This window comes from Bacillus sp. LM 4-2 (genome assembly GCF_000978495.1).
GTDB lineage: Bacteria > Bacillota > Bacilli > Bacillales > Bacillaceae > Bacillus > Bacillus subtilis.
The window spans coordinates 3,416,920-3,442,380 of record NZ_CP011101.1; the positions used below are offsets into that span (position 1 = coordinate 3,416,920).

General features: G+C 43.7%; 27 protein-coding genes. 3 read left to right on the forward strand and 24 right to left on the reverse strand.

Going from position 1 to position 25,461, the window contains the following annotated elements; genetic code table 11:
- Positions 1-28 precede the first annotated feature (28 nt).
- On the reverse strand, positions 29-1,099 hold the full coding sequence (psdS, locus tag bslm_RS17010) for a two-component sensor histidine kinase PsdS (protein ID WP_046381357.1): 1,071 nt from the start codon (positions 1,097-1,099) through the stop codon (positions 29-31).
- Positions 1,093-1,806, reverse strand: a complete 714-nt coding sequence (gene psdR, locus bslm_RS17015) for a two-component system response regulator PsdR (protein WP_003244535.1) — start codon at positions 1,804-1,806, stop codon at positions 1,093-1,095. Before psdR ends, psdS begins: the two co-directional genes overlap by 7 nt.
- Positions 1,807-1,952: 146 nt before the next feature.
- Between psdR and bslm_RS17020 the strand changes: the two genes are divergently transcribed.
- The gene (locus bslm_RS17020) at positions 1,953-2,162 is read left to right on the forward strand and encodes a lipoprotein (RefSeq protein WP_003243327.1); all 210 of its coding nucleotides are present in this window, start codon (positions 1,953-1,955) and stop codon (positions 2,160-2,162) included.
- A gap of 35 nt (positions 2,163-2,197) precedes the next feature.
- Here bslm_RS17020 and bslm_RS17025 read toward each other — a convergent pair whose 3' ends face one another.
- The 21 genes from bslm_RS17025 to bslm_RS17125 form a co-directional block, all read right to left on the reverse strand.
- The gene (locus tag bslm_RS17025) at positions 2,198-2,962 is read right to left on the reverse strand and encodes an arylamine N-acetyltransferase family protein (RefSeq protein WP_009968228.1); all 765 of its coding nucleotides are present in this window, start codon (positions 2,960-2,962) and stop codon (positions 2,198-2,200) included.
- Complete coding sequence (locus bslm_RS17030; RefSeq protein ID WP_003219835.1) at positions 2,963-3,220, reverse strand: HPr family phosphocarrier protein; 258 nt, start codon at positions 3,218-3,220, stop codon at positions 2,963-2,965. It lies immediately after the preceding gene.
- Positions 3,221-3,243: 23 nt separating this feature from the next.
- Entirely contained in the window at positions 3,244-4,194 is a 951-nt protein-coding gene (gene whiA, locus bslm_RS17035; protein ID WP_003243775.1) for a DNA-binding protein WhiA, read from the reverse strand.
- Positions 4,195-4,216: 22 nt separating this feature from the next.
- Positions 4,217-5,170: a gluconeogenesis morphogenetic factor gene (gene mgfK, locus bslm_RS17040; protein WP_003244450.1), complete on the reverse strand. Its 954-nt coding sequence runs from the start codon at positions 5,168-5,170 to the stop codon at positions 4,217-4,219.
- Between the two features lies 1 nt (position 5,171).
- Positions 5,172-6,059, reverse strand: coding sequence for an RNase adapter RapZ (gene rapZ / locus bslm_RS17045; protein WP_003243903.1), 888 nt, complete (start codon positions 6,057-6,059; stop codon positions 5,172-5,174).
- A 24-nt stretch (positions 6,060-6,083) separates the two neighbouring features.
- Positions 6,084-6,560: an 8-oxo-dGTP diphosphatase gene (locus tag bslm_RS17050; protein ID WP_010886622.1), complete on the reverse strand. Its 477-nt coding sequence runs from the start codon at positions 6,558-6,560 to the stop codon at positions 6,084-6,086.
- 317 nt (positions 6,561-6,877) lie between these two features.
- Complete coding sequence (gene trxB, locus bslm_RS17055) at positions 6,878-7,828, reverse strand: thioredoxin-disulfide reductase (protein ID WP_003243021.1); 951 nt, start codon at positions 7,826-7,828, stop codon at positions 6,878-6,880.
- Between the two features lie 205 nt (positions 7,829-8,033).
- Complete coding sequence (gene cwlO, locus bslm_RS17060; RefSeq protein WP_009968231.1) at positions 8,034-9,455, reverse strand: peptidoglycan DL-endopeptidase CwlO; 1,422 nt, start codon at positions 9,453-9,455, stop codon at positions 8,034-8,036.
- Between the two features lie 380 nt (positions 9,456-9,835).
- Complete coding sequence (locus bslm_RS17065) at positions 9,836-11,290, reverse strand: tetratricopeptide repeat protein (RefSeq protein WP_003242799.1); 1,455 nt, start codon at positions 11,288-11,290, stop codon at positions 9,836-9,838.
- A 125-nt stretch (positions 11,291-11,415) separates the two neighbouring features.
- The gene (gene bmrA, locus bslm_RS17070; protein WP_032722591.1) at positions 11,416-13,185 is read right to left on the reverse strand and encodes a multidrug resistance ABC transporter ATP-binding protein/permease BmrA; all 1,770 of its coding nucleotides are present in this window, start codon (positions 13,183-13,185) and stop codon (positions 11,416-11,418) included.
- A gap of 164 nt (positions 13,186-13,349) precedes the next feature.
- Positions 13,350-13,703 (reverse strand): hypothetical protein, encoded by a 354-nt coding sequence (locus bslm_RS17075; protein ID WP_032722593.1) that lies wholly within the window; start codon positions 13,701-13,703, stop codon positions 13,350-13,352.
- Between the two features lie 14 nt (positions 13,704-13,717).
- Positions 13,718-15,625, reverse strand: coding sequence for a DUF6792 domain-containing protein (locus tag bslm_RS17080; protein ID WP_032722595.1), 1,908 nt, complete (start codon positions 15,623-15,625; stop codon positions 13,718-13,720).
- Position 15,626: 1 nt separating this feature from the next.
- A complete protein-coding gene (locus tag bslm_RS17085) occupies positions 15,627-16,343 on the reverse strand; it encodes a hypothetical protein (protein ID WP_032722597.1) in 717 nt (238 codons plus the stop codon).
- Positions 16,344-16,587: 244 nt separating this feature from the next.
- Positions 16,588-17,217, reverse strand: a complete 630-nt coding sequence (gene hisIE / locus bslm_RS17090; protein ID WP_003243045.1) for a bifunctional phosphoribosyl-AMP cyclohydrolase/phosphoribosyl-ATP diphosphatase HisIE — start codon at positions 17,215-17,217, stop codon at positions 16,588-16,590.
- A complete protein-coding gene (hisF, locus tag bslm_RS17095; RefSeq protein ID WP_015384749.1) occupies positions 17,214-17,972 on the reverse strand; it encodes an imidazole glycerol phosphate synthase subunit HisF in 759 nt (252 codons plus the stop codon). Before hisF ends, hisIE begins: the two co-directional genes overlap by 4 nt.
- The gene (gene hisA / locus bslm_RS17100) at positions 17,969-18,706 is read right to left on the reverse strand and encodes a 1-(5-phosphoribosyl)-5-[(5-phosphoribosylamino)methylideneamino]imidazole-4-carboxamide isomerase (protein WP_017695280.1); all 738 of its coding nucleotides are present in this window, start codon (positions 18,704-18,706) and stop codon (positions 17,969-17,971) included. Before hisA ends, hisF begins: the two co-directional genes overlap by 4 nt.
- The gene (gene hisH, locus bslm_RS17105) at positions 18,703-19,341 is read right to left on the reverse strand and encodes an imidazole glycerol phosphate synthase subunit HisH (RefSeq protein ID WP_046381359.1); all 639 of its coding nucleotides are present in this window, start codon (positions 19,339-19,341) and stop codon (positions 18,703-18,705) included. Before hisH ends, hisA begins: the two co-directional genes overlap by 4 nt.
- Positions 19,342-19,926 carry an imidazoleglycerol-phosphate dehydratase HisB gene (gene hisB / locus bslm_RS17110; RefSeq protein WP_015714780.1) on the reverse strand — a complete coding sequence of 195 codons (585 nt, stop codon included), beginning with the start codon at positions 19,924-19,926 and terminating at the stop codon, positions 19,342-19,344. It lies immediately after the preceding gene.
- The gene (gene hisD, locus bslm_RS17115; protein WP_046381360.1) at positions 19,923-21,206 is read right to left on the reverse strand and encodes a histidinol dehydrogenase; all 1,284 of its coding nucleotides are present in this window, start codon (positions 21,204-21,206) and stop codon (positions 19,923-19,925) included. Before hisD ends, hisB begins: the two co-directional genes overlap by 4 nt.
- Positions 21,203-21,844 (reverse strand): ATP phosphoribosyltransferase, encoded by a 642-nt coding sequence (gene hisG, locus bslm_RS17120; RefSeq protein ID WP_015251138.1) that lies wholly within the window; start codon positions 21,842-21,844, stop codon positions 21,203-21,205. Before hisG ends, hisD begins: the two co-directional genes overlap by 4 nt.
- A complete protein-coding gene (locus bslm_RS17125; protein ID WP_003228111.1) occupies positions 21,837-23,012 on the reverse strand; it encodes an ATP phosphoribosyltransferase regulatory subunit in 1,176 nt (391 codons plus the stop codon). The genes hisG and bslm_RS17125 overlap by 8 nt, the downstream gene beginning before the upstream one ends.
- Before the next feature lie 250 nt (positions 23,013-23,262).
- Between bslm_RS17125 and bslm_RS17130 the strand changes: the two genes are divergently transcribed.
- Both bslm_RS17130 and pelC read left to right on the forward strand, forming a co-directional pair.
- The gene (locus bslm_RS17130) at positions 23,263-24,015 is read left to right on the forward strand and encodes a C39 family peptidase (protein WP_015251136.1); all 753 of its coding nucleotides are present in this window, start codon (positions 23,263-23,265) and stop codon (positions 24,013-24,015) included.
- Between the two features lie 240 nt (positions 24,016-24,255).
- Positions 24,256-24,921: a pectate/pectin lyase PelC gene (pelC, locus tag bslm_RS17135; RefSeq protein ID WP_015251135.1), complete on the forward strand. Its 666-nt coding sequence runs from the start codon at positions 24,256-24,258 to the stop codon at positions 24,919-24,921.
- Positions 24,922-24,940: 19 nt separating this feature from the next.
- Here the strand turns inward: pelC and hprF are convergent, their stop codons facing one another.
- Positions 24,941-25,459, reverse strand: a complete 519-nt coding sequence (hprF, locus tag bslm_RS17140; protein ID WP_046381361.1) for a heptaprenylglyceryl phosphate O-acetyltransferase — start codon at positions 25,457-25,459, stop codon at positions 24,941-24,943.
- Between the last annotated feature and the right edge of the window lie 2 nt (positions 25,460-25,461).

The window sequence follows — 25,461 nt, forward strand, 5'->3', positions numbered from 1 at the left end:
AACTTTCTTGCAATTCCGCTCCCCAACCTTACAATGCTGTCACATTCACGAGGGTGTCACTTGAAAACACGATGGTCATCACAGTGCCAGCCCCTTCTTTTGATTCCGCATACAGCTTATGGCCGAGACGGCTGCACACCTGTTTTGCTAAATAAAGGCCCATTCCAGTTGCCTCTTTCATGGTTCGTCCGTTTTCTCCGGTAAAAAACGCGTCAAAAATCCGCGGCAGATCCTGTGGCGGTATGCCGATTCCTTCGTCGGCAACCGACAATCGCGTCTCATGTCCCTGTGTTTCAATCCGGATTGTAATAGGGTCTCCCACACCTTGCTTTGAATATTTTAAGGCGTTGAAAAGGATTTGCTCGACAACAAAGGAAAGCCACTTTTGATCACTGGAAATCTGAACGGCATTTGGCGGCACATGTAATGTTGGAAAAAGGCGCCGTTTAATAAACTGACGTTTTTCCTGATTGATCAGTGAACGAACCATTTCTGCCAAATCAAAGGTTTGCGGCTTTACATCAAATGCAAATTCCTCCAGCCGAGCCGTTTGCAGCATCATATCAAGACCGTAACGAAATCTCTCATTCTCATCCTCCAGCTCCTCTAAGAACGTCGGAAAAGAGGATGAGGTTCCGTTTTTTCCTTCCTGAATCATTAAGGATATGACAGATACCGGTGTTTTCATATGGTGGACCCATTGGTTGGTGAAGGTGTAATGCTGTTTTTGCTGATTGATATATTGTGAGAGCCTGCTTTCGTATTGCTGCCCGAGTGCGTTGATCATCTTCGTCCAAAGCGCTTGCTCTCCTGTTCTTGGCTTTCTGGCTTTCAAAGACTGTCCGATGTCATTCGAAGAAGAGGCTTGTTCTGCAAGCTTTTTAACATATGTGAGAAAGGAAAATTGCCGAACATAATCAGCAGCAAAACCTGCGGCTAAAAGAGTACCGGGCAAAATCCATATGTACATCATATTTTCTTTGGAAGGTTCTGCGCCGCTCTCTACAATGCTTAAATACGCAATCAGCATGGCGGACCCTATCCCTAATAATGAAAATAGAATAATGGCTAAGCGGTCGATGAGATAAGTCTTTAACATTCCGCTTCATCCTTCCGATTGACTTGAAATTGATAACCTTGTCCTCTGATTGTGGAAATGCAATCTGTCAGTCCTGCATTCTCCAGTTTTCTCCGCAGCCGATTGACATTGACCGTTAACGTATTGTCATCGACAAAATCAACGTCATCCCATAACGCCTCCAATAGTTCATCACGAGAGACAATTTTTTTATGCTCCCTCACAAAAATCGAGAGAAGCTGGAATTCTTTTTGGGAAAACAAAATCCGGACGCTGTTCCATTCGGCCTCATTCTGATCAGGATAAATCGTCAGCCCGCCAAGCTCCACTATTCTAGATTCCTGCGGCAAAGAGGGCGAATATTCACCATATGTGCGGCGCAGGACGCTTTTGATTTTGGCCATCACTACCTCTAGATGGAACGGCTTTGTGATATAATCATCGCCGCCATTTTCAATCGCCATTACCTGATTCAGCTCATCGGTCCGTGCCGATATAAAGATAATCGGCGCATTGGAAATGGTACGGATTTGCCTGCACCAATAAAACCCGTCAAAAAAAGGCAGGTTGATATCAAGCAGCACAAGATCAGGCTTCATTTCTGCAAATTCCAATTTTATATCATTCAGCTGTTCAGCAATTTTCACTTCATATCCGTATTTTTGAAGATGACCGCCCAGCAAAGAAGCAATCCGCTCATCATCTTCCACAAGCAAAATCCGATACACGTTGATCCCCCTTATATGTACATCACGATGATTTTTCTAGAAGATTCCAAAATTATTATAGCATGTGCGGAATAGTAAATCGGTCTTTTTCTTTTTGTTATGATAGAATGATAAAGGTAAAATTTTCATAATAGGCAGGTGTCGTGATGAAGAAAATCATGCTGTTTCTGGCAATGACGTCAATTCTTTCAGCATGTCAGCCCAACTATACCGGGAAATACATAGAAATTGGGGATACACTAACTGACTATACCAAAGAGTGCTTTAAAGAGAATGAAATTCCTTATAAATACGAAAAGGGAAAACTGTATATCCCAGAAGACGCATTTGATACAGCAATCTACACTTGTTCATAAGAAAAAGCTTGCAGATAACCTGCAAGCTTTTCACGTTACAAAAAATGAGTATTTAATTTCTCTTCAAATCCTGAAGGGCCGATGTCGCTTTTTTGAATGTTACCGCCGTTTTCATAAATCGTAAAATGGCGCTCTGACATGACCATCCTTCCGCTCGGCGTCAGCTTTGAGGCAAGCAGGGATTTGTTAAAAGGAGATTTTTCATGAGAGTGAATGATGTCCTTCATGTTATCTAAATCACCGAGATCACTCTCTTCAAGGGTAAAGGCGTACCCAATTTGCCAGCCTTCTCCTTTGTCCATCAGCAGAACATAGCTGCCCTTTTCTGTCTCTTCCTTTTTGATTCGGAATGACCCGACTGGTGACTGTACCGTTTCTCCGGAAAGCGGTATCGGCTGGAGCGCCAGGTTGATGCCGAAGCCGATATCAACGAGGTAATCGCCGTTTTCCGCAGACAGCCATACAGCAGCATGCGTCCCTTCTAGTGCCCATCCCTCTTGATCGCCTGCATAAACCGTTCCTCGAATGAGCTTCACATGAAACCCGGCCTCACGCAAGACAAAATAAAGGAAACCATTTAGATCGTAGCATAGGCCGCCGTGCTGATCTTTGAGCAGACGTCGCCATAGCTCTTCTTTTGTGATCTTATAATTCTCTTTTGCAAGTACGGCACGGTTTTCGAATGGAAAACGGTATGCCATTGCTTTAAGAAAAAGGGGAAGATCGCCGAAGCTGACATGGTCTTTCTCCCAGCCGATTTTCTGAAAGCAGTCTTTTAGAAAGTCACTCATTTTTATCACCTAAACTTCTTCTTGAACGTAAGCAGCCAGCTTCTCCAGCGCCTCTTGTTCATCTTCTCCCTGGGCAATCAAGGTAACCTCAGTGCCTGTGCTTACCGCAAGGCTCATCAGCCCCATGATGCTTTTGGCGTTTACTTTTTTCCCATCCTTCTCAAGAAACACATCTGACGTAAACCGGTTTGCTTCTTGTACAAACAAAGCAGCAGGACGTGCTTGCAGTCCTGTCTTTAATCGAACTTCCACTTTCTGTTGAACCATAAGATCTCCCCTTTTCTTTACGGTTATTTTAAAGTGACGGTTTGCCCTGTCCGCAGCTGTTCTGCGATTTCGTCAAGTTTTCTCAGCCTGTGATTGATCCCTGATTTGCTGATTTTCCCGCTTGCTACCATTTCCCCTAGCTCTTTCAGCGTCACTTCCTGATAATCAATCCGCAGCTGCGCAATTTCCCGAAGTTTTTCAGGCAGCGCCTCCAGGCCGATTCTTTCATCGATGTATTTAATATTTTCCACCTGTCTCAGCGATGCGCCGATCGTTTTGTTTAAGTTGGCTGTTTCACAATTGACGAGGCGGTTGACCGAATTTCTCATGTCCCGAACGATTCTGACATCCTCAAATCGCAGAAGCGAATTGTGAGCGCCAATTACGTTCAGAAACTCTGTAATCTTTTCAGCCTCTTTTAAATAGGTAATATAGCCTTTTTTCCGTTCAAGCGTTTTGCTGTTTAACTGAAACTCATTTAACAGGTCACATAATGAATCGTTATGCTCCTTATAAAGAGAGAAGATTTCTAAATGATACGAGGAGGTTTCCGGGTTATTGACCGAACCTCCTGCCAAAAATGCTCCTCTCATATAAGAACGCTTGCAGCATCTCTTTTTGACCAGCTCTTTCGAAATACTTCGTTCAAACACAAAATTCTCCCCGAGTATTTTTAAATCCTCTAAGATCGCTTTTGCATTTTCTGAAAAACGCACAATATAGACGTTATTCTTTTTCAGCCGCATTTTCTTTCTGACCAGCAGCTCGACCGACACATCATATTGTTTTTTCAGCAATGTATAGATGCGGCGGGCAATCGCCGCGTTTTCGGTTTGAACATCGAGTACGAGATGGCGGTTTGTAAATGATAAAGCTCCATTCATCCGAATGAGTGCAGACAGCTCGGCATTAATGCAGCAGTCCTTCACTTCCAGATTCGTTAATTCTTTTTTTGTTTCTGATGCAAATGACATATAGCCACCTCATTTCAAGGCTTCATTCTTTCAGTAAATCAACAAGAAGAGAGGCCACTTTATGTGTATCGTGACGTATTACGTCATTTTTATACGTTACAATTTGATCTCTGATGACTTCAAGCCCCATCGCTTTCAGCTCTTCGATATCAAAATCAACAGGACGCGCCGATTCCATTTCGTACTTACGTTTTATTTCGTCGGGAATGTCTTCACTGTTCACTAATATCGTATCAATAAAACCACAGCCCATATGCTGATTGAGCGCTTTCACATGATCAGCAGCGGTGTAATGGAGCGTTTCGCCGGGCTGAGTCATCACGTTGCAAATGTATACTTTTTTCGCCGGCGCCTTTATCACTTCTTCCCCGATTTTTGGGACGAGCAAATTGGGAAGAATGCTGGTATAGAGGCTTCCCGGGCCGATAATAATCAAATCCGCTTCCCTGATTACGTCTATTGTTTCCGGCAGCGGATCAATCTGTTCAGGCGTGAGAAAAACACGCTTAATGCGCTGTCCGTATTCTGGGATCGTTGACTCGCCTGAGACCACGCGGCCATCTTCCATCTCAGCATGCAAAACGACACTGGCATTGGCAGCCGGCAAAACCTTTCCTCTTACATTCAGCACCTTGCTCATTTCTGTGACAGCGTGAAAAAAATCACCGGTTATATTTGTCATCGCTGCCAAAATCAAATTCCCGAGAGAATGGCCTGTTAAGTCATTCCCTTTATTGAAGCGGTGCTGAAAAAGATCTTCAACAAGCGGCTCCACATCGGATAAAGCGGCAAGCACATTTCTGATGTCTCCGGGAGGCGGAATTTTCAGTTCATTCCGCAGACGGCCAGAGCTCCCCCCATCATCGGCAACTGTTACAATGGCCGTGATGTCAACGGGTTTATGCTTTAGGCCCCGAAGCAATACAGAAAGACCTGTACCGCCGCCAAAGATTGCGATTTTCGGCTTTTGTCCCATCTTATTTCCGGCTTCTCTTTTCAATGTCCCGGTGAGTAACATGAGTATAGTAATCCTTTTTGAAATAATCAGCTAAATTCTCGGCTAATGTCACAGAGCGGTGCTGGCCCCCTGTGCAGCCGATCGCAATGACAACCTGGCTTTTTCCTTCTCTTTTGTAAGATGGAAGCATAAAGCTCAGCAGATCAATTAATTTCTCATTGAACTTTTGCGTTTCATTCCACTTCATGACGTAAGAGGAAACCTCTTTATCCTTGCCAGTCAGCGGCCGCATGCTTTCGATATAGTACGGATTCGGCAAAAATCTGACATCAAAGACGAGATCTGCATCAATTGGAATACCGTATTTAAAACCAAATGACATCACATTTACGGTAAATGTCTCTCCTTGGTTTGTCGCAAAGTGCTTCACGATTTTTTCACGCAAATCACGCGGCTTCATGTCAGACGTATCGTAAATGATTTGAGAGCGGCCTTTTAATTCCTCAAGCAGCTCTCGTTCTAGCGCGATGCCTTCAAGCGGCAGGCCAGTCGCTGCCAGCGGATGCGAGCGTCTCGTTTCTTTATATCTTGTGACGAGAATGGAATCCTTCGCGTCCAGGAATAAAATTCGCGGTGTGATCCACGGATTTTCGGCCATTTCATCCAGCGCTTCAATCAGCCGGTCAAAAAATTCGCGGCCGCGCAAATCCATCACGAGCGCAACTTTGCTCATTTTCGAATTTGATTCCTTCATCAGCTCTAAAAACTTCGGAAGCAATGAAGGCGGAAGATTATCGACGCAGAAATAGCCGAGATCTTCAAAGCTTTGGATCGCGACAGTTTTCCCCGCTCCCGACATTCCAGTTATAATGACAAGCTGAATATCATGTGATTCACTAACACTCATCTTTCTCCCCCCTGACTTGTCTTTCTATTTGATGTGCTGCGGGTCTAAACGATAACTGAGCAGCTCAAATTCCGGTGTATACGTAAATGTGCCGTGCAGCAGCCCTTGTCCCTTCATCATAAAATCAAGGATATGGCCGTCTCCAGGGGCCATAGGCAGGTTCTGAATGTCATTGACATCGTGCCACTGCAGTTTGCCTTCCTCTGATTCTGATACATTTTGTCCTGTATATGAATCAGCGACAAACGTAAACATCATCCACTCGGAGACAATGTGGTCACCGTCTTTAATAATAAAGGTAAAAACGCCTTTTAATTGAGGATTTATGATATAGATACCAGTCTCTTCTCTGTACTCTCTGATGACGGAGTCTCTGACTGATTCTCCGCTCTCCATCTTGCCTCCCGGCGCGACCCACCATCCGCGTCTCGGCTTTTGAAGCAGAAGAACTTTGTCATCCGTCTGAAGCACACAATTTGTCACTCTTTGCAAGTACGTCACCTAACCTTCGTCCTGTCATCGTCTCTTTATTATACCGCTTCAAGATGCCTCCCACAATGAAGAGACATTGACAATCTTTTCTTCTATTTTACAGCATATTCATTCCTTAATTCAGATGATTTTGCTGTAACTGGAATTCTCTTTTATTTATGGACAAAAAAAGGACACGGATAACTGGAGAATCCGTGCCAAAAAAGTGTATTCATTATAAAAAGGGGGTCAATTACTTTATTAATCATAACCGAAAAGCATTACACATGTGTTACAGCGGAATTAAAACCCAGTAACGTAATGTGAAACTCGTATGACAGCCCTTTTTATTTTAAGGTTTTCAGCGTTTCTTGGAGCTCTTCGACATAATGTTGTACGCTTTGTGCCGCAATGCTTCCGTCTCCTGTAGCCGTTACGATTTGGCGCAGTGATTTTTCGCGGATGTCTCCGGCAGCGAAAATCCCTTCAACCTTAGTTTCCATGCGGTCGTTTGTTTCGATATAGCCTTCTTCATTCGTAATGCCCAGGTTTTCAAACGGTTTAGACAGAGGAAGCATGCCGATGTAAATGAATACGCCGTCTGTTTTGAATTCACTTTCTTCACCGGTTACCGTATCGACAAGCGTTACGTTACCGACTTTGCCGTTTTCCTCATGAATTTCCTTCACAGTTTTGTTCCATAGGAAGTCAACTTTTTCATTATCAAATGCTCTCGCTTGAAGAATACTTTGAGCACGGAGTTTATCACGTCTGTGAACAATCGTTACTTTTGAAGCGAAACGAGTCAGATATACGCCTTCTTCAACCGCGGAATCTCCGCCGCCAACAACGACAAGTTCTTTGCCTTTAAAGAAAGCGCCGTCACATACTGCACAATAAGATACACCGCGTCCGCCCAATTCTTTTTCGCCAGGCACGCCGATTTTTTTATATTCCGCACCTGCAGCAATGATGACAGCACGGGCTTTATATTCCTTTGAACCAGCTTTGACTACTTTGTACTCTTTGCCGTCAATGACCTCTTTAATATCGCCATAAGCGTATTCAGCGCCGAATTTTTTCGCGTGTTCAAACATTTTGTTAGAAAGCTCAGGCCCAAGGATACTTTCGAATCCAGGATAGTTTTCTACATCTTCCGTATTGGCCATTTGTCCGCCAGGAATTCCTCTTTCAATCATTAATGTCGATAAATTCGCTCTTGATGTGTATACAGCGGCCGTCATCCCAGCAGGGCCCGCGCCGATTATAATCACGTCATAAATTTTTTCTTCTGACACACTATTCACTCCTTAAACCATCTTTTCAAGTTTGGGCTCTTTCTTATAAGATAAGAATCCCCATCAAACGTATTCCTTACCCATATCCTATAAAATCTCATGGTGATACGCTATTTTTTTGCTCAACACGATTAAATGTATTCGAAAAGGGTATATGTTAATAAAGAAAGAGCCTTCTGTTTATAGAAGGCCCTTGTCATATTTATTATTGAACAACACGTCTTACAACACCTTTAAATGCTGCTTTCCAGTAAGGATTGCTCATAGAGTCAACAGATACGCCATGAGATGTATTGTCGTTTAGGAAAGTACCGTTTCCTAAGTAGATTCCTACGTGTCCATTTGTTTTGTAAGTGTCAAAGAACACAAGGTCTCCGCGTTTCATTTCAGACGCGCTGACAGCTTGTCCTCTGCCAACTAACGTATCAGTTGTTGTTCCGCCTACAGGTCCAAGGTTAACACCTGCAGAAGCGTATGCCCAGCGTACGAATGATGAGCAGTCAAAAATACGGTTGTTGATATCAGACTGAGTGCGTCCGCCGCCAAACTTGTACGGAGATTGTCCTACAATGCTTGAACCAACGCTGATCGCGCCTTCAATTCCGCCAGAGTTGCTGATAACAGTGCCGCCTGAATTGCTGTTTGAGCCGCTGCTCTTCTTAGAAGATGAGCCGTTTGACGAACTGTTTGATGAACCGTTAGAAGAATTGTCTGAAGAATTGTCTGAAGAATCATCAGATGAGCTTGCTTTTGATGATTCAGTTGTCGCCGTTTGACTGTCATCTGTTTGTGTTTCATCAGATGCTTTTTGTGCTTCTTCCTGCTTTTTGATCAAAGCAGCCGCTGCTTCTTGTTCTTTTTTGATGCGTGCTTGTTCAGCTTCAGTATTTGCTTTTTGATTTGCAAGTTCAGACGCCTCTGATTTTAATTCAGAAATCGCTTTAGCCGTTTTCTTTTGGCTTGCTTTTGCTTCGTCGAAAAGCTTGTCTTTTTCATTAAGCTGTTTATCAAGGTCTTTTTGCATTGTTTCTAATTTAGCCAAGGCAGCTTGAACTTCTTTCAGCTTGTCATTCAAATCCGCTTCAGAATCTTCGAGCTTCGCTTTATCCTGCTCTTGCTGTTTGATTAAATCTTTGTCTGCGTCCACAATAGATGAAACCGCAGTCGCACGAGAGATAAAGTCACCAAAGCTTGTTGATCCTAAAAGAACATCTATGTATCCTTGAGATCCGCCGCTTTCCTGTAAAGAACGAACGCGTTTTTTCAGGATTTCATTGCGTTTTTCGATGCGTGCTTCAGTTTCTTTAATCTCTTTTTTCAGTTTTTTGATTTCTTCTTTTGTTTTATCGTTTTCTTCTTTTTTATCTTCAATCTTGTTGCTTGTATCAAGCGCCTTATCGTTAATGTCTTTCAGTTCTTTTTCAATCTTTGATTGATTTTCCTGAAGCTCGGTTAATTCTTTTTCCTTCGCTTCAATGCTGGAAGCAACCTCAGATTGCTTGCTTTCGATTTTTTGTTTCTTTTCATCTAATGTTTCCGCCGATGCAGTTTTACTTGTAAATGGGATCAAAAAACTGCTTGTCCCGATGACGGAAGCCAAACCAAGTGTAATTAAACTCTTTCTCACTTTTTATATCCTCCCTTTTACTGTGAACCTGTCCTCATTTGGAATCGTATTTTGAACATCAAGTTTCGTTCCTCATACTCTACGAGGAATGATGGTTGTTTATGGTTAATTATTCTGTGCATCTCTTATTCTGGTTGTATAGCGTTTATTTCACATCATATGTAAAAAACACTAATTCCTTATGTACGAGAATCATTATACCATCAAGTTTCGACAAATTAGCGATAAATTTTATTACATTTATGTTTCAAACAGATGTCAAGTCACACATCATTTGTCATTTTTCTTAAGCGTGTAAAAAAACTGTCGATATTATTTTCTTAATATAATCTATCTAACAAAAAAAGAGTCGATTAAATAAATCAACTCTTTAAAATTTACTATTCTAGAATATCATCAATATATTTCATATATTTCGTCAAAGTTGCCGGAGAGATGCCGAATCGGGCCGCTGTGTCTTTTTTCGTGTCTTGCTTGCCATGGGCTTCTTTCCAAATATAACAGATGGCTGCTGCCCAGCCTTTCTCATTCTTCAACGGAGCAGCTGCACGAATTTGCTGGATGACATGAAAAACCCAGCAGCTCATGACTTCTGTTTTCATCTCTTCTTTTTCAGCTTGCTCTAATAGTTTGACCGTTTGATAAGCGAAAAGTGCATCCTCTGAAACGTCAGCAGCCGCAGAATCTCCATTCAGAAGCAGCTTTACAAAATGAGTTTCAAAAGGAGCGGTAATTCTCTTTGAGCGTATCACCGCTTCAAGATGCTCTGTTTCTCCCTTTGTGCTGCTGATATAATAGGCTGCGAGTCGCTGCTCCACAGATGAAGGAAGAGCTTCCCTCCGCTCAATCCAAGGCGCCGGGCGGTCTTCGCCGGGATATTGCGACTCGACTTTTCTCCAGATCGTCTCGGCAAAGTCGGTATGTCCCGTAAAATAAGCAGAGCAGGAAAGCCAGTAAAAGAAGGTGTCGTCACCCTCAAAGCCGGTTTTATATAATGATTTGAGCCATTTATATCCGATCTCGTAGCGGCCGACAAGCGCCAAAGTAGCACCCAATTTATAACGCTGCTCCAATAGCATCGGATAGACATTGGAGAGCTGATCACTCAATTCCGCCACTTTTTCGTCTTCTCTTTCATAATAGTAGAAAACGAGAAGATTGCATAAGGCGTGAAGATTTCCTTCATTATGAGAAAGCACTTCATAAGCGGTTTGCTTCGCTTTTACAACGTTTCCTGAATAGAAATAGGCAAGCGCGAGATTGTTGTATGCTGACCAAAGCTCCGGATATTCAGTTGTGATTTCCTCAAGCGCCGCAACCGCTTCAGCAAGCTGGCCGCTTTCCAGCAATGACTTTGCCCGATCCTGTTTCACCAGCAGTTCATCCTGATCATACAACGAATCCTCAATGCCGTCGTCTCCTAAATCGAGCAAATCAAGCAGACTATCGTTTTCTTCGGCGAATTCACCATCCGGGTCCGCATCAGAATAAGCGGCCGCTTCTTTATAAGCTTCCTGGAAGAGCCCCAGATGGGCAAAGTTATTCGCTTTAAAGTAATGGCACTCCGGCATTTCGGCCTCCAGATTTGCCATGATATAGTCAAGAAGATCGTTCGACTCTTGATACTGGCCCATTTCCGAATAAATGACCGCAAGCTGTGAAAGCATCTCTGAATCCTCCGGCTCCAAATGAACCGCGCGCTGAATCAGTTTGCTTGCCCGTTTTAGATTGCGCTCTTTATACGCTTTCAAGCCTTTATGAAAAAAATATTGTCCATCTTGAAGCAGCTGGACAATTTGTGCGTGATTTTTATGTTCAGAAGTGTGTTTTCCCACAACTACCCTCCGTTTTATACAATATTACCGTCAGTAGTATACCATAAATCGTAAGCCCCTCAATAGTTCAAAAGGAAGGATTGGGAAAATCCCTCCTCTTTTTTATTGGCTGATTCGACCAAAATTTACCCGGCTTTGTTTTCTAAGTCCGCATTCATTTTCAGCTGCTGTTCAGCAAAATCCCGGTAAAGGCCATGGGAAGCCATTAACTCATGGTGTGTTCCACGACCGGTAATTTCCCCTTTTTCAACAAACAAAAGCTGGTCCGCATCTACAACGGTAGATAGGCGGTGAGCGATAACAATCGTTGTGCGGCCCTCCATCAGCACCTCCAGCGCCTGCTGAACTGATTTTTCAGATTGGCTGTCGAGACTTGAGGTAGCTTCATCGAGCATAAGAATGCTTGGGTTACGGAGAAGCGCTCTCGCAATCGCGATTCTTTGCCTTTGTCCGCCTGACAGCATAATGCCGCGTTCGCCCACTTCTGTATCAAACTGATTCGGCAGCTCCTTTATAAAATTGAGCGCATATGCCATCTCCGCGGCTTTTTCGATCTCAGCATCCGTCACATCTCGTTCTAACCCGTAGCAAATATTTTCTCTGATTGTCCCGGACATTAACGGGCTTTCCTGTGATACATACCCGATATGCTCCCTCCACGATTCAAGCGAGTAAGTATCGACCGGCTCGTCCCCCAGCCGAATGGTCCCTGCAGTCGGAGAATAAAAGCGTTCAAGCAGCTTAAACAGCGTCGTTTTTCCCCCGCCGCTCGGACCGACGATCGCTGTCACTTTCCCTGCTTCAATGACGGCGCTGACCTCTTTTAAGATCAGCTGATCAGGCTTATATCCAAAAGACACGCGATCAAGCTGGATAGGCAGATGTGCATTTTCAATTTGTTTTCCTGTCACTGTATCTTCCTCTTCCTCTGCCAAAATCTCAATCATTCGTTCTGTTGCACCGATTGATTTTTGCAGCTGTGTGAAAAACGTTGTAATCTGGCCCATCGGCATAATAATTTGAAACAAATATAAAATAAAAGCCACGAGCGCTCCGGCTGTGAGCTCGCCTGATGAGACCTGCATGCCGCCATATCCGATCACTGCGACAAGCGCTGCCATTAACACGAGTGAAATAAGCGGGCCGACAAGCGATTGAACCTTGGCTTCACGAACGCCAAGCTTAAATAATGAGGAAATCCCCATCTTCCCGCGCCCATATTCGACATCCTCCGCATTTGAAGCCTTAACAAGTCTGATTTCCGGGAGAATTTGATTCAGCAGGCCTGTAAAACGAGCCGTTTCATCTTGCGTTTCCCGTGAAATGGAGAACATTTTCCGTCCAATCGGCACCAAAATAAGAGCGGCCAGCGGAACGACCACTAACACAAGCAGTGTCAGCTTCCAGTTCATAATAAACAAGATTGTCAATGATCCAATGACAGAAATGATGCCTGTAATAAACCCGCTGATATGGGTTGTAATCAGTTCTTTGACCACCATCGTATCATTCGTTACACGGCTGACTGTTTCTCCGGAAGCATTTGTATCAAAATAAGAGACAGGAAGCTTAATTAATTTCTTCCATAATAAATCCCGCAGCCCAGAGATGATTTTTTGACCATTATAGTTAAGGGCATAGGTGGCATAAGCGCTTAAACCCGCCTGAACGAAAAACACCAGCGCGATCAAACCGATTTGCGTGCCTGACAGATTTGACATAGAAAAACCATCGACAAGCTGCTTCGTTAATAATGGAATGAGCAGGCTGACCAGCGTGGTTACAACACTGAGGACAAGCGCAAAGGCAAGCTTTCCATAAGAAGGATTGGTCCGTCTTACTAAGGCAAAAAAGGGTTTCAATTTACTTTTAGATTTTTGTTTCTTGGTTGGCATATATTTTCCTCCTGTTTCAGCGTTCAGAAAGGTGAAAAGTCATAGCAAAAGGATGATTTTTACTCTTTCTCAATCATATCAATGGAGAAAGACTTTTTCAGTATATTTTTGCCGTGATCAAAATAAAAATCTCCCACTCATTGTTTGAATAGGAGATTTTTATGTTAGAGCACTGGCTTCTTTTTTCTGTAAGTCAATGTTACATCCTGCTGCCGCAAGTCTTCAATGATCATTTTGTACCGATCAACTTTTGCGGTATGTTCTTCTTTTATCATCTGAAGGGCAGCTTTTCGTTTTTCGCTTTTCGACTCAAGCTCTTTTTTTATTTTTTTTACAATCAACCCTTTTTGCCCTTTGATTTCCTCTTTTAATGAAGACTCAAATTTCTTTGTCAGGCTGAGAAAGTCGTTGATCGGTTGATTGAGGGTGCCCGCTTTCCCCTTCATTTCATCTTGGGTAAGAAACATATAGGTCGTTGATACAATTTCTGTTTCACTTTCTGAAAATAAGGAAGTCACTCTTCATATTCCTCCTAAGGCTGAAAATCAAATAACTGAGAAATCATTTCTTCTTTTTCAAACAGCTTTTCAATACTCTCGCGGATATTTTTGATAAAATCTCTTTTTTCTGTTGTCTGTTTTTTTAATTCAGCAACAATTCCATCATTTGCAGGAAGCGCACCTGTGTGGAATGATTCATGAACAGAGATTTTCTCCAATTTATCGAATGTGTGGCTGAAACCAGCTGCAAGCCGGAATTGAAGATCGAAGGCATAATGCGAAGGGTTTTCTTCCATATGATGAATAGCCGTGATGATCGCCTGCTTTTTGTCTATGAAATCTTCATCGATTTCCTGACTGTAAACCTTCTGGTACTTAGAAATCGCATCTTCCATATCTTCAACGATTTTCATACCGTTTTGATAGATTCTGACAGCGGATGAGAGATTGACTTGAATCGTTTCTCCCGAGCCGCTCTTCCCTGTAAAATAAATATCGGAGCCTTTATAGCTGAAGCCTTTTTCCTTTGACAAGGCGTTGAGCATTTGAACGATACTGTGGCCGTCGACGATAAGTTTTAGTGCGTCTTTTGTTTCTGTGTCGAGTGTTTCAAATGCATCTTTTAATTCATTAACACTGCCTATTAACTCACAGACATAATAAACAATTGCAACTACATTATTAGTAGAAAGTGCGTATTTTAACTGTTGATATTGAATTTCTATATCGCCTATCTTACTATTAACAATTTTTAACTGTTTTTTGATACTCTTCCTTTGCGTCTCATCAATATACCCATTCTCTTCAAGCTGATCCACAACTGTTCCGCTATTATTCAAGATAGTATGAAAGAATTTGATAAAGGCCGGCATTTTTTCCCCGATATTTTTAACCATTACCTGTATATCACCAAACCGGTCTTTCACTATTTTCCCTTTCGCCACATTTCCATCAGCACTAATTATACTGCCGACAAGCTCTGCATCTATCCCGGTCGAAGCCATGACAAATCCGTTTAGCCCGCCTTTTTTATATTCATCCGAATACTTTCGTAAAAAAGTTTGGATAGAACGGACTTCCTCATCAGGAATCTTATCTATAATACTTCTAATTCCTTTGACATCTGTATTTGTATCTTTCATCTTTACATTGCCAAATGTAATAAAATCGGCCTTTCCGCTGACGCCATAAAGCGGGTCATCTTTAGAAATACGCTGGGTGATCTTTGCTGTGACGCCTTTGTCATTGTAGTATTGGGTGATTGCTTTTTTAAGGTCTTCTTTGCGGACGTTTTCAAGTTCATCAGTATTCAGAACATTAAATTTATTGATCATAGCATCAAGTAAATCTTTATCAGCCTGTAACAAATGATTTACACTAACCTGAGCACCGTTTACCCCATATACTTCATCAAATTCTCCATCTATTAACTGAACCATTAACTGGTTGTTATTTGCAAGTGAATGCCCAAGAGCATAAGTATGTAACTCATCAGAATTTCCAGCTCTTTTCTTTGCTTCCTTAGTAAATTCTCTCGTTGCTCTGTATTGGCTATTGTCGATCCCTAAGAAGAGGCCAAAAAAATTATAAGACCAATCCTCGTTATCAGCACTACCTTCTGAAATAATATGAAGTTGGTCTATTTGATTTTCACTATCTTTTATATATATTGCCGTACCATCATAACCCGATTCTTTTATTGACTTATCTTTTTGGTTATTTTTCTTAATCAGTTCTTTAGATGTATATATCTCAATATCCTTAGGAAGATTTTGATTAGTTTCTTCTTTATAGATCCTGCGGACTTCCGCTTCAAATTCTGCTTTTGCTTCCTTTATTTCTTTAGGATTGTTTGATGCAAACTTTTTTTTATAATCATACTCTAAATTTATTAACCGCAGTTTTACATTTTCATTTGAAAATATATTATAGTTAGCCATCTTACCCCTCCTTATTTAAAAAGGTGATGGATTTTACGAGCTTTTTAACCTGATCTCCTAAGTTATCTTTATCTAACGTACAAGGCTTATCATTATTTGGGCATCTAAACATAAACGAAAACACAATACCTATTTGGTCTTTCTCAGTAGATTTAATATAACCGAAGTATCTGTACGAAAAATTATATTTATTTTTATCATTTTCAAAATTATTTTTCTTGTGAGCAATATAAATATCTTTACCTTCGCTCTCTAGTTTTTCAAAATTACCATTATAGCCATTTTCACTACTAATTTGGTCTAACATTGTCTCAGGATTGTTAATAAAAGTTACTCCTTGATAATACTCTATTTGTGCATTTAGCATTTTATTTTTTGTTTTTTTATAGCTATCAAATGCTATGATTTCTTCATTTTCATCATGGCTAGACAAATAACTTGAATACTTTCCATCCTCCGGAAACAACATCCTAAACCCTTTCAGCTTAGATTCCAGCAAATAATATCCTGGTTCCTCTTCTTTTGTTGACACCATGTACTCTCTCGTTTTCTCGTCCTGAAACGCAGGTACTTGAGGCAGGTCTTTGGGATCCATGTCTTTTGGCTTTACCGCTTCTGTTTTATTGTCATTTGTGCTGTTTTTATCATTGTCATTCATACTGCATCCTCCTGTCAGGGCAAGTAATAAGCTGAAGCAAATAAAGATGATCTTTTTCATTACGAACCTCCACGGTTTTTGTGAGAATAGAATTCTATTTTCATACTAAAATAATTCTATTGACCTGCTTAAGAAATGATTATTTTATCCTTTTTCATGTTACATCATGGCTGAATTTGGATAAATAGGAAATCGGACTCGGTTTTGATCTCCTTTTATTAACTAATCATATATAACACCTAATATAAATCTAAATACCTATTACCTTTTTCACAAAACAAAAAGAGCCGTATCATACGGCTCTTTACTCTTCAATCTCAGAATGGCGTTTTTTCAATACGTCAAGCACATCATCCAGCGGCAGGGATTGTTCTCTGAGCAGGACAAGCAGGTGATACAGCAGGTCTGCCGCTTCCCATTTGAGTTCCTCATGATCCCGGTTTTTCGCGGCGATGATGACTTCGGATGCTTCTTCTCCTACTTTTTTCAAAATCTTATCGACGCCTTCACGGAAGAGGTACGTAGTGTAAGCTCCTTCAGGCATTTCCGCTTGGCGTTCCGCGATCACCCGCTCCAGTTCGTTCATGATGCCGAATCGGTCCGCGGCCTGTTCTTCTGTTTGTTCCTTTGTAAAACAGCTGTAGCTGCCAGTGTGGCATGCCGGGCCTGACGGTTCTACGAGTACGAGCAGCGCGTCTTGATCGCAGTCATACCGGATACCTTTGACGGCTTGCGTGTTCCCTGAGGTTTCTCCTTTATGCCATAGCGCTTGGCGTGAGCGGCTGTAAAACCATGTTTCCTTCGTTTCCAGCGTTTTTTCGTACGATTCCTTGTTCATATACGCAAGTGTCAGCACTTCTTTGCTTGCCGCATCCTGCACGATAGCAGGAATTAATCCGTCCTCGTTAAAACGCAGTTCATCTGCCTGTTTCATCTCACATTCACCCCGTACTCTTTCAAGTATGATTTCACTTCTTTAATCGATGTTTCTTTATAATGAAAAATTGAGGCGGCCAGCGCGGCGTCGGCTTCTCCTTTTGTAAAAGCCTCAAGCATATGCTGTGCGTTTCCCGCGCCTCCCGAGGCGATAACAGGGACGGGGACAGCTTCGGAAACAAGCTTTGTCAGCGTGTGGTCGAAGCCTTTTTTCTCACCGTCAGAGTCCATGCTTGTCAGCAATATTTCTCCTGCCCCGCGTTTGACGCCTTCTTTTGCCCACGCGGTGACCTCCCAATCTGTTTTCTTTCTGCCGCCGTGCGTATAGACCTTATATGTGTCAGATTCTTTGTCATACTTGGCATCAATGGCAAGAACGATGCATTGCGAACCGAAAAACTCGGCTCCTTCTGCAATCAGCTCAGGGCGGAGAACAGCTGCCGTGTTCACCGACACTTTGTCCGCTCCGGCACGCAGTATCGTTTTCATATCACTGAGCTGATTGATGCCGCCGCCGACTGTAAACGGAATGGCAAGCTTCGCGGCAACCTGCTCCACAACGTCAACCATCGTTTTGCGTCCTTCATGCGAGGCAGAAATATCAAGAAAAACGAGTTCATCCGCGCCTTCCCGGTCGTACACTTCCGCCAGTTCAACTGGGTCACCGGCATCCTTCAATTCGAGAAATTGAATTCCTTTGACAACGCGTCCTTCTTTGACATCAAGGCATGGAATAATCCGTTTTGTGATCATTTGCGCTTCACCCTTTCAAGCGCCTCACACAGCGTAAACTGATTGGTATACAGCGCTTTTCCGATGATCGCTCCAGAGACGCCGTCCGCCTCATAGCGGGCGAGAGCTTCGAGATCCGCGACGGAGCTGACTCCGCCGGAAGCGATCACCGATTTCCCCGTTTCCTTAGCAAGCTCGACCGTGCTTTTAACATTGGGGCCTGACAGCATTCCGTCTGTCGCGATGTCAGTAAAAATAAAGACTTCCGCACCTTCATTGGCTAGCTCTTTGCCCAGTTCAGTTGCCTTAAGGGTTGATGTTTCCAGCCATCCCTCTGTTGAAACAAAACCGTTTCTCGCATCCAGTCCGATTGCAATTTTCTCGCCATATTGTTTCAGCATTTTTTTGACAAACGGAGGGTTAGAAACTGCTGAGCTTCCCAGGATCACCCGATCGACTCCTGCTGATAAATATTCATAGACATCATTTTCGGAACGGATCCCGCCACCGATTTCGACTTTCAGGTTCAGCTTTTGCGTAATCTCAATCACATGGCGGTCATTCACTCTTTTCCCTTCTTTGGCCCCGTCGAGATCAACGAGATGGATCCATTCGGCACCCTCTTTCGCAAATAACTCAGCCATGTCGTACGGTGAATCGCCATATATCGTTTCCTTATTGTAATCCCCTTGAACAAGGCGGACACATTTGCCGTTTCTCATATCAATTGCCGGATATAATGTAAAAGCACTCATTTTTTCACCTTCTGTTCTGCTGCCATTTTCGTAAATTGAGTTAAAATAGACATTCCGACCGTGCTGCTTTTTTCCGGATGAAATTGGGCGCCGAAGACGTTTCTTTTTCCGACTACAGCAGGCACTCGTACACCATAATCGGCGCTTGCCAGAAGCGCGTTCTCCTCCATCCCGTCAATGTAATAGGAATGAACGAAATAAGCGTAGCCCTGTTCTGTTTTAGTCAGCAGCGGAGATTCATTATGAAAGGAAAGACGATTCCAGCCCATATGCGGAACCTTCAGCTTGTTTCCTTTTTCATCTTCTGCTTTCAGCCTGACTGCTTTTCCTTTTAACAGCCCGAGTCCTGAAGCGGTGCCGTTTTCTTCGCTTTCTTCAAATAAAAGCTGCATGCCGAGGCAGATCCCGAGAAGCAGCCTTCCCTCTGAGACCATATCGTAAATCAATTGATCAAGCTTCGTGTAGCGCAAATTGTCCATCGCGTCTCCAAATGAACCGACTCCCGGCAAAATGAAGGCATCAGCTTCTTTCAGCTCCTCCGGCTTTTCAGAAACAAAATACGGCACGCCGACACGTTCAAGCGCCTTTGAGACACTGTATAAATTCCCCATTCCGTAATCTATCACGCCGATCATTTACAGCATCCCTTTCGTTGACGGTATTCCTTTAACTCGCGGATCGATCGTTGTCGCTTCATCAAGCGCACGTCCCAGTGCTTTAAAAACGGCTTCAATCATGTGGTGGGTATTTGTGCCATAATGAACGATGACGTGCAGGTTCATTCGAGCTTCGAGCGCCAGCTTCCACAAAAATTCATGTACAAGCTCCGTATCGAAAGTTCCGACTTTAGCAGCCGGGAAATCAGCGCGCATTTCTAAGTGCGGCCGGTTGCTTAAATCAATCACAACTTGAGCAAGTGCCTCATCCATCGGCACAAACGCCGATCCGTAGCGTTTGATTCCTTTTTTATCGCCCAACGCTTTGAGCAGCGCCTGCCCTAAGCAGATGCCGATATCTTCAGTCGTGTGGTGATCATCTATATCAACATCGCCTTTTGCGTTAATGGAAAGATCGAATTGGCCGTGTTTCGTGAATAAATCCAACATATGTGTCATAAACGGCACATCTGTTTTGATATCCGCTTGTCCCCCGCCGTCTATTGTAAATGCCAGTTCAATATCTGTTTCGTTTGTTTTCCTGACGCGTTCCGCTTTTCTCATTTAGAAATCCTCCGTTCTCTCGCATCAATTGATCTGGCATGGGCTTCTAACCCTTCCAGTCTGGCAAAAGCCGCGATGCTTTCGGCATGTTCTTCAAAGGCTGATTGACTGTAAGAAATAATGCTCGATTTCTTTTGAAAATCAGTTACGTTTAATGGACTTGAAAATCTGGCTGTTCCGTTTGTCGGAAGCACATGGTTCGGTCCGGCAAAATAATCACCGACAGGCTCAGGGCTGTATCTGCCTAAGAAAATTGCACCCGCATGTTTGATACTGCCAAGCAAAGCTTCCGGAGACTGTGTTATGATTTCTAAATGCTCTGGCGCGAGTGTATTGACAGTATTAATCGCTTCCACCATTGTTTCCGCCACATATATACAACCGTAATCTCTCACTGAAGCTTCCGCTATTTCTCTTCGCGGCAAGGTTTTCAGCTGCTTACTCACCTCGGCTGAAACCGCCTCGGCCAGCGCCATGGAATCTGTGACAAACACACATGAGCTGAGCTTATCGTGTTCCGCCTGTGACAGCAGATCGGCTGCAATTTCGCTCGGAATCGCTGTTTCATCAGCCAGCACGACGATTTCACTCGGTCCGGCAATCATATCGATATCAACATCGCCGAACACTTCTCGTTTGGCAAGCGCGACATAAATGTTGCCCGGACCCGTGATTTTATCCACCGGCTCAATGGTTTCTGTTCCGTATGCTAACGCCGCAATCGCCTGAGCGCCGCCCATTTTGTAAACATCTTTTATGCCCAGCTCGGCTGCTGCAACCAAAACTCCAGGAGACAGCAGACCGTCTTTTCCCGGAGGCGTGACGAGAACGATTCTTTCAACGCCCGCTACGAGCGCCGGAATCACATTCATCAAAACAGATGAAGGATATGCGGCCGTTCCCCCCGGCACATATACACCGGCGGAATCCAGCGCCGTCACTTTCTGCCCCAGCATTGTGCCGTCCTTTCTGTGATAAAACCAGGAGGATTGCAGCTGTCTTTCGTGATATTCCCTAATATTTTCGATTGCCTGCCTAATCACCTGAAGAAGACGTGAATCCAGTGAGGTGTATGCCTCCTCAAATTCTTCTTTTGTGACCAGCGGACTGTCTATTTCGATGCCGTCAAATTTCGCCGTGTAGCTGCGAACCGCCTGATCACCGTTTGCTTTAACATCTTCTATAATGGACCGGACCGTCTTTCTTTGCTCTTCCGTTCCGGCATCGATGGAACGCTTGAGAGAAAGCCGTTCCGCTCCGCTGATGGTTTTGATCTTCATTTTGCCGTCTCTCCTTCCACAACGAGAGATAGGCGGGATGCCATTTCGTCAATCACATCGTCTTTCATGCGATAGCTTACCGGGTTGACAATAAAGCGAGAGGTAATGTCACAAATGTGCTCCGTTTCAACAAGCCCATTTTCTTTCAGCGTCTGTCCTGTGGAAACAATGTCCACTATCCGATCTGCAAGCCCAATGAGCGGAGCCAGTTCAATTGAACCGTTGAGCTTAATAATCTCGACTTGTTCTCCCTGCTCTCTGAAATAACTGGAAGCCACATTCGGATACTTTGTCGCGATTCTTGGCGCTACTCCGCTCCAGTCTGTATTCGGAAGTCCGGCGACAGCTAAGTGGCATTTGCTGATTTTTAAATCCAGTACCTCATACACGTCGCGTTCCTCCTCCAGCATGACATCCTTGCCCGCAATTCCGACGTCTGCCACGCCATGCTCCACATACGTAGTTACGTCCATCGGCTTCGCTAATATGAAACGAAGATTTTCCTCCGGCACATCGATGATCAGTTTTCTCGAATCTTCAAACTCCTCAGGGAGCCTGTAGCCTGCCTGCCTCAGCAGCCCTGCCGCTTCTTCAAATATCCGGCCCTTTGGCATCGCCATTGTGAGTAACTTACCCATTTTGCTCTTCCTTTCTGGCACCGATAAAATAAGTGACGTTTACAAAAGATTTTGTCATCTGGTCGATATTTTCTATTCCCGATAAATCTTGAAGAACCACTTTGTTCCCTTTCATGCGTTCTTCATTCGCATAAGCGATGGCTTGCGCCCGCTGCTCTTTGCTGAAAATAACAGCGTCTATATCACAAGGTTCTTCTTTCATATGAAGGGCTTCAATCAGCCGGTCGATCCGAAGCCCGAAGCCTGTTGCCGGTGCAGGTGAATCAAAATGGCCCAGCAGCTTGTTGTAACGGCCGCCGCTTCCAATGACAAAACCGACATTCTCGGCGAACACTTCAAATAAAATCCCTGTGTAATAGCTCATGTGGCTGACCATATTCAGATCCAGGCGGACATTTTCCGTACATCCGTAATCCTCAAGAATGCCCCACAGCGCCTTCAGCTCATCAACCACGCTTTTTCCTTGCGCAGAATCGACGATTTCCTCGGCACGTCCGCATACTTCTATGCCGCCCCGCAATTCGAGGAGCTCAAGCAGTCTGCTTTTATCAATGGAGGAAAGCGGGAGAGACTTGACATGCTCTCTGTAGCCGACGTAGTTCTTTTCATATAAGAACCTCCGCAGCACATCAGCTCGTTCAACGTTTCCGAGCACCTCAACAAACAAAGCATCCGCAATGCCGGCATGGCCGATGGCAATTTTAAAGGATGCCAGCCCAGCGTTTTTTAATGCCCCGACGACTAAAGCAATGACCTCCGCATCCGCGCTCGTCGTGCCGTCACCGATTAACTCCACTCCGACCTGCTCGAACTCAGCCGGACGTCCGCCTTCACGCTCCTGAGCCCTGAATACATTTGCCGCATAGCCGACTCTTAGCGGATGACCGTGTTTCAGAAGCTTCGATGCCGCTACCCTTGCAATCGGCCCCGTCATATCCGGGCGAAGCACCAATGTCTTGCCGTCCTGATCAAGTAGCTTAAACAGCTGCTGCTCTTCAATTGCTGACTGGACGCCAACGGTATCGTAAAACTCCAGTGTCGGCGTTTCCATAAATTGATATCCCCATTTATCAATCAAATCGGTTAACGATCGTCTCACCTTTTTTTTCGTTTCGTATAAACCGGGCAGTGTATCTCTCATGCCGTGCGGTTTTTCAAACATAAACATCAACCCGAGCACCTCCGCTGTTATCTTATGAAGGAAAATTCCGAATCCTTTAGTTCGCTAATATGATAATATGTTAGCAGATGAAAGAATGAAAATCAACGCTTAACTTCAGTAAGGATATTTTTAGTTCAAATATCCTTCTCCTCATTATGAAAAAATCATGAATAATGTATTAAAGGTACGTAATATCTCAAATTCTTTATGTTTGGCATGCTATAATACAAATCAAATAGAGAACAAGGAGATAAAGATGAAAACACTGCGAACTCTATGTGTCCTGATGATTCTTTCAGGCGTTATTTTTTTCGGACTTAAAATAGATGCAAAAGATATAGATATTCCTTTTTTGAACAGCCTTAAAAAAGTGGTTTCTGATAGCGATACAGACTCAGCTGCGAATAGCAAAAAGGAGCTGAAGGGAAGCGCAAAACCGCTGGATGTCATCCTTTACAATCAAATGGACGCACCCCGGCTCTATAACGGCTGTGAAGTAACAAGCCTTGCAATGGTGCTGAATTACGCGGGATACGACGTGACAAAAAACACCCTGGCAAATCAGGTTGCCACAGTGCCTTTGACATACAGCAGCGGATTAAAGGGTGATCCGAATGACGGATTTGTCGGGGATATGGCGAATGGCCCTGGTCTCGGTGTCTACCATCGACCGATCTATCAGCTGGCGAAAACCTATGCAGGAGACAAAGTGTTTGACCTGACTGGAAAAAGCATTTCTGCTGTTTATGAACAGCTTGAAAAAGGCAATCCAGTTTGGGTTATTACGACAGCCAACTTTACGCCAGTTGACAACATGCAGACATGGAAAACGCCAAACGGAACGATAGAGATTACGTACAGCGAACACAGCGTCGCCGTTACGGGATATGATGATAAATATGTGTATCTCAATGATCCGTATGGCTATAAAAACAGAAAAACCGATAGAACAAGCTTTGAAAAAGCGTGGAAACAAATGGGCAGCCAGGCCGTGGTTATTCAAAAGTAAACACCTGAAAGCCGCACTATGCTCTATCCTGAGCAAATACGACAATATTCATGCTTTTTGTTTCAATCGGTAAGATCGATTCATTTTCCATTTATCATCCAAAATTGTCTTTACTTTCAGGCTGTCTGTTTTTATGATTAAAGCAGATTCAGCCTTGCCCCGATCTATGTGAGAGAAGCCGGTGCAAGTCGCTGACGCTTCTCTTGCAAAAAATGAAAGATATCCGGGGAGGATTTATCATTGAAAAAATTCGTGTCTATCCTATTTATGTTCGGTTTGGTTATGGGGTTCAGCCAGTTTCAATCATCAACCGCTTTTGCAGCAGACAAAGTGGTGCACGAAACAATTATCGTACCAAAAAATACAACATATGACGGGAAAGGACAGCGGTTTGTGGCAGGGAAAGAATTAGGCGACGGAAGCCAGTCAGAAAACCAAGACCCTGTTTTTCGTGTGGAGGATGGTGCAACCCTGAAAAATGTGGTGCTTGGCGCCCCTGCCGCTGATGGCGTACACACTTATGGAAACGTTAACATTCAGAATGTGAAATGGGAAGATGTTGGTGAGGATGCGTTAACGGTGAAGAAGGAAGGAAAAGTGACGATCGACGGCGGTTCTGCTCAAAAAGCGTCAGATAAGATATTCCAAATCAATAAAGCCAGTACATTCACAGTGAAAAACTTCACGGCAGACAATGGCGGAAAGTTCATAAGACAGCTTGGCGGTTCAACCTTCCACGTTGATGTGATCATCGATAAGTGCACCATCACAAACATGAAGGAAGCGATATTCCGGACGGACAGCAAAACAAGCACGGTCAGAATGACAAATACACGCTACTCTAATGTCGGTCAAAAATGGATTGGTGTTCAGCATATTTACGAAAACAACAACACTCAATTTTAACAAAAAAAGTCCGCTGATGTTATTCAGCGGACTTTTTCAATCTTTCTTGCATTTCTTCCTTCGTATAGATGATCCTCATCGGATTTCCGCCGACAAATGCCCCGTCAGGCACATCCTTATGGACAAGCGTTCCGGCGGACACAACTGCGCCATCTCCTATTTTCACCCCGGGCAGAATGGTCGTGTTGGCACCAATCATCACTTCGTCTCCGATCAGAACTGTGCCGATCCGGTATTCGTGAATCAAATACTCATGGGCCAGAATGGTCGTATTGTACCCGATGATTGTATTTGTTCCGACTAAGATCTTTTCCGGAAACATGATATCTGGCATCACCATGAGGGCAAAGGATGTCTGTTTTCCAACCTTCATCCGCAGAAATGTACGGTACAGCCAGTTTTTCATCCCTATAAACGGCGTATATCTCGCAATTTGAATGACAATGAAATTTTTGACGACCTTTAAAAAAGGTACCGTTTGATAGACATGCCACAGTGAGTTGGCCCCCGAGACCGGATGACGATCTGTTTTTCTCACAG

Bases quoted from the DNA above. Each gene is read 5' to 3' on its own strand.
- psdS (WP_046381357.1), bottom strand. From the start codon at position 1,099: ATGTTAAAGACTTATCTCATCGACCGCTTAGCCATTATTCTATTTTCA.
- bslm_RS17020 (WP_003243327.1), top strand. From the start codon at position 1,953: ATGAAGAAAATCATGCTGTTTCTGGCAATGACGTCAATTCTTTCAGCA.
- bslm_RS17030 (WP_003219835.1), bottom strand. From the start codon at position 3,220: ATGGTTCAACAGAAAGTGGAAGTTCGATTAAAGACAGGACTGCAAGCA.
- whiA (WP_003243775.1), bottom strand. From the start codon at position 4,194: ATGTCATTTGCATCAGAAACAAAAAAAGAATTAACGAATCTGGAAGTG.
- mgfK (WP_003244450.1), bottom strand. From the start codon at position 5,170: ATGGGACAAAAGCCGAAAATCGCAATCTTTGGCGGCGGTACAGGTCTT.
- rapZ (WP_003243903.1), bottom strand. From the start codon at position 6,059: ATGAGTGTTAGTGAATCACATGATATTCAGCTTGTCATTATAACTGGA.
- bmrA (WP_032722591.1), bottom strand. From the start codon at position 13,185: ATGCCAACCAAGAAACAAAAATCTAAAAGTAAATTGAAACCCTTTTTT.
- bslm_RS17080 (WP_032722595.1), bottom strand. From the start codon at position 15,625: ATGGCTAACTATAATATATTTTCAAATGAAAATGTAAAACTGCGGTTA.
- bslm_RS17085 (WP_032722597.1), bottom strand. From the start codon at position 16,343: ATGAAAAAGATCATCTTTATTTGCTTCAGCTTATTACTTGCCCTGACA.
- hisIE (WP_003243045.1), bottom strand. From the start codon at position 17,217: ATGAAACAGGCAGATGAACTGCGTTTTAACGAGGACGGATTAATTCCT.
- hisF (WP_015384749.1), bottom strand. From the start codon at position 17,972: ATGATCACAAAACGGATTATTCCATGCCTTGATGTCAAAGAAGGACGC.
- hisA (WP_017695280.1), bottom strand. From the start codon at position 18,706: ATGAGTGCTTTTACATTATATCCGGCAATTGATATGAGAAACGGCAAA.
- hisH (WP_046381359.1), bottom strand. From the start codon at position 19,341: ATGATCGGCGTGATAGATTACGGAATGGGGAATTTATACAGTGTCTCA.
- hisB (WP_015714780.1), bottom strand. From the start codon at position 19,926: ATGAGAAAAGCGGAACGCGTCAGGAAAACAAACGAAACAGATATTGAA.
- hisD (WP_046381360.1), bottom strand. From the start codon at position 21,206: ATGAAGATCAAAACCATCAGCGGAGCGGAACGGCTTTCTCTCAAGCGT.
- hisG (WP_015251138.1), bottom strand. From the start codon at position 21,844: ATGGGTAAGTTACTCACAATGGCGATGCCAAAGGGCCGGATATTTGAA.
- bslm_RS17125 (WP_003228111.1), bottom strand. From the start codon at position 23,012: ATGTTTATGTTTGAAAAACCGCACGGCATGAGAGATACACTGCCCGGT.
- bslm_RS17130 (WP_015251136.1), top strand. From the start codon at position 23,263: ATGAAAACACTGCGAACTCTATGTGTCCTGATGATTCTTTCAGGCGTT.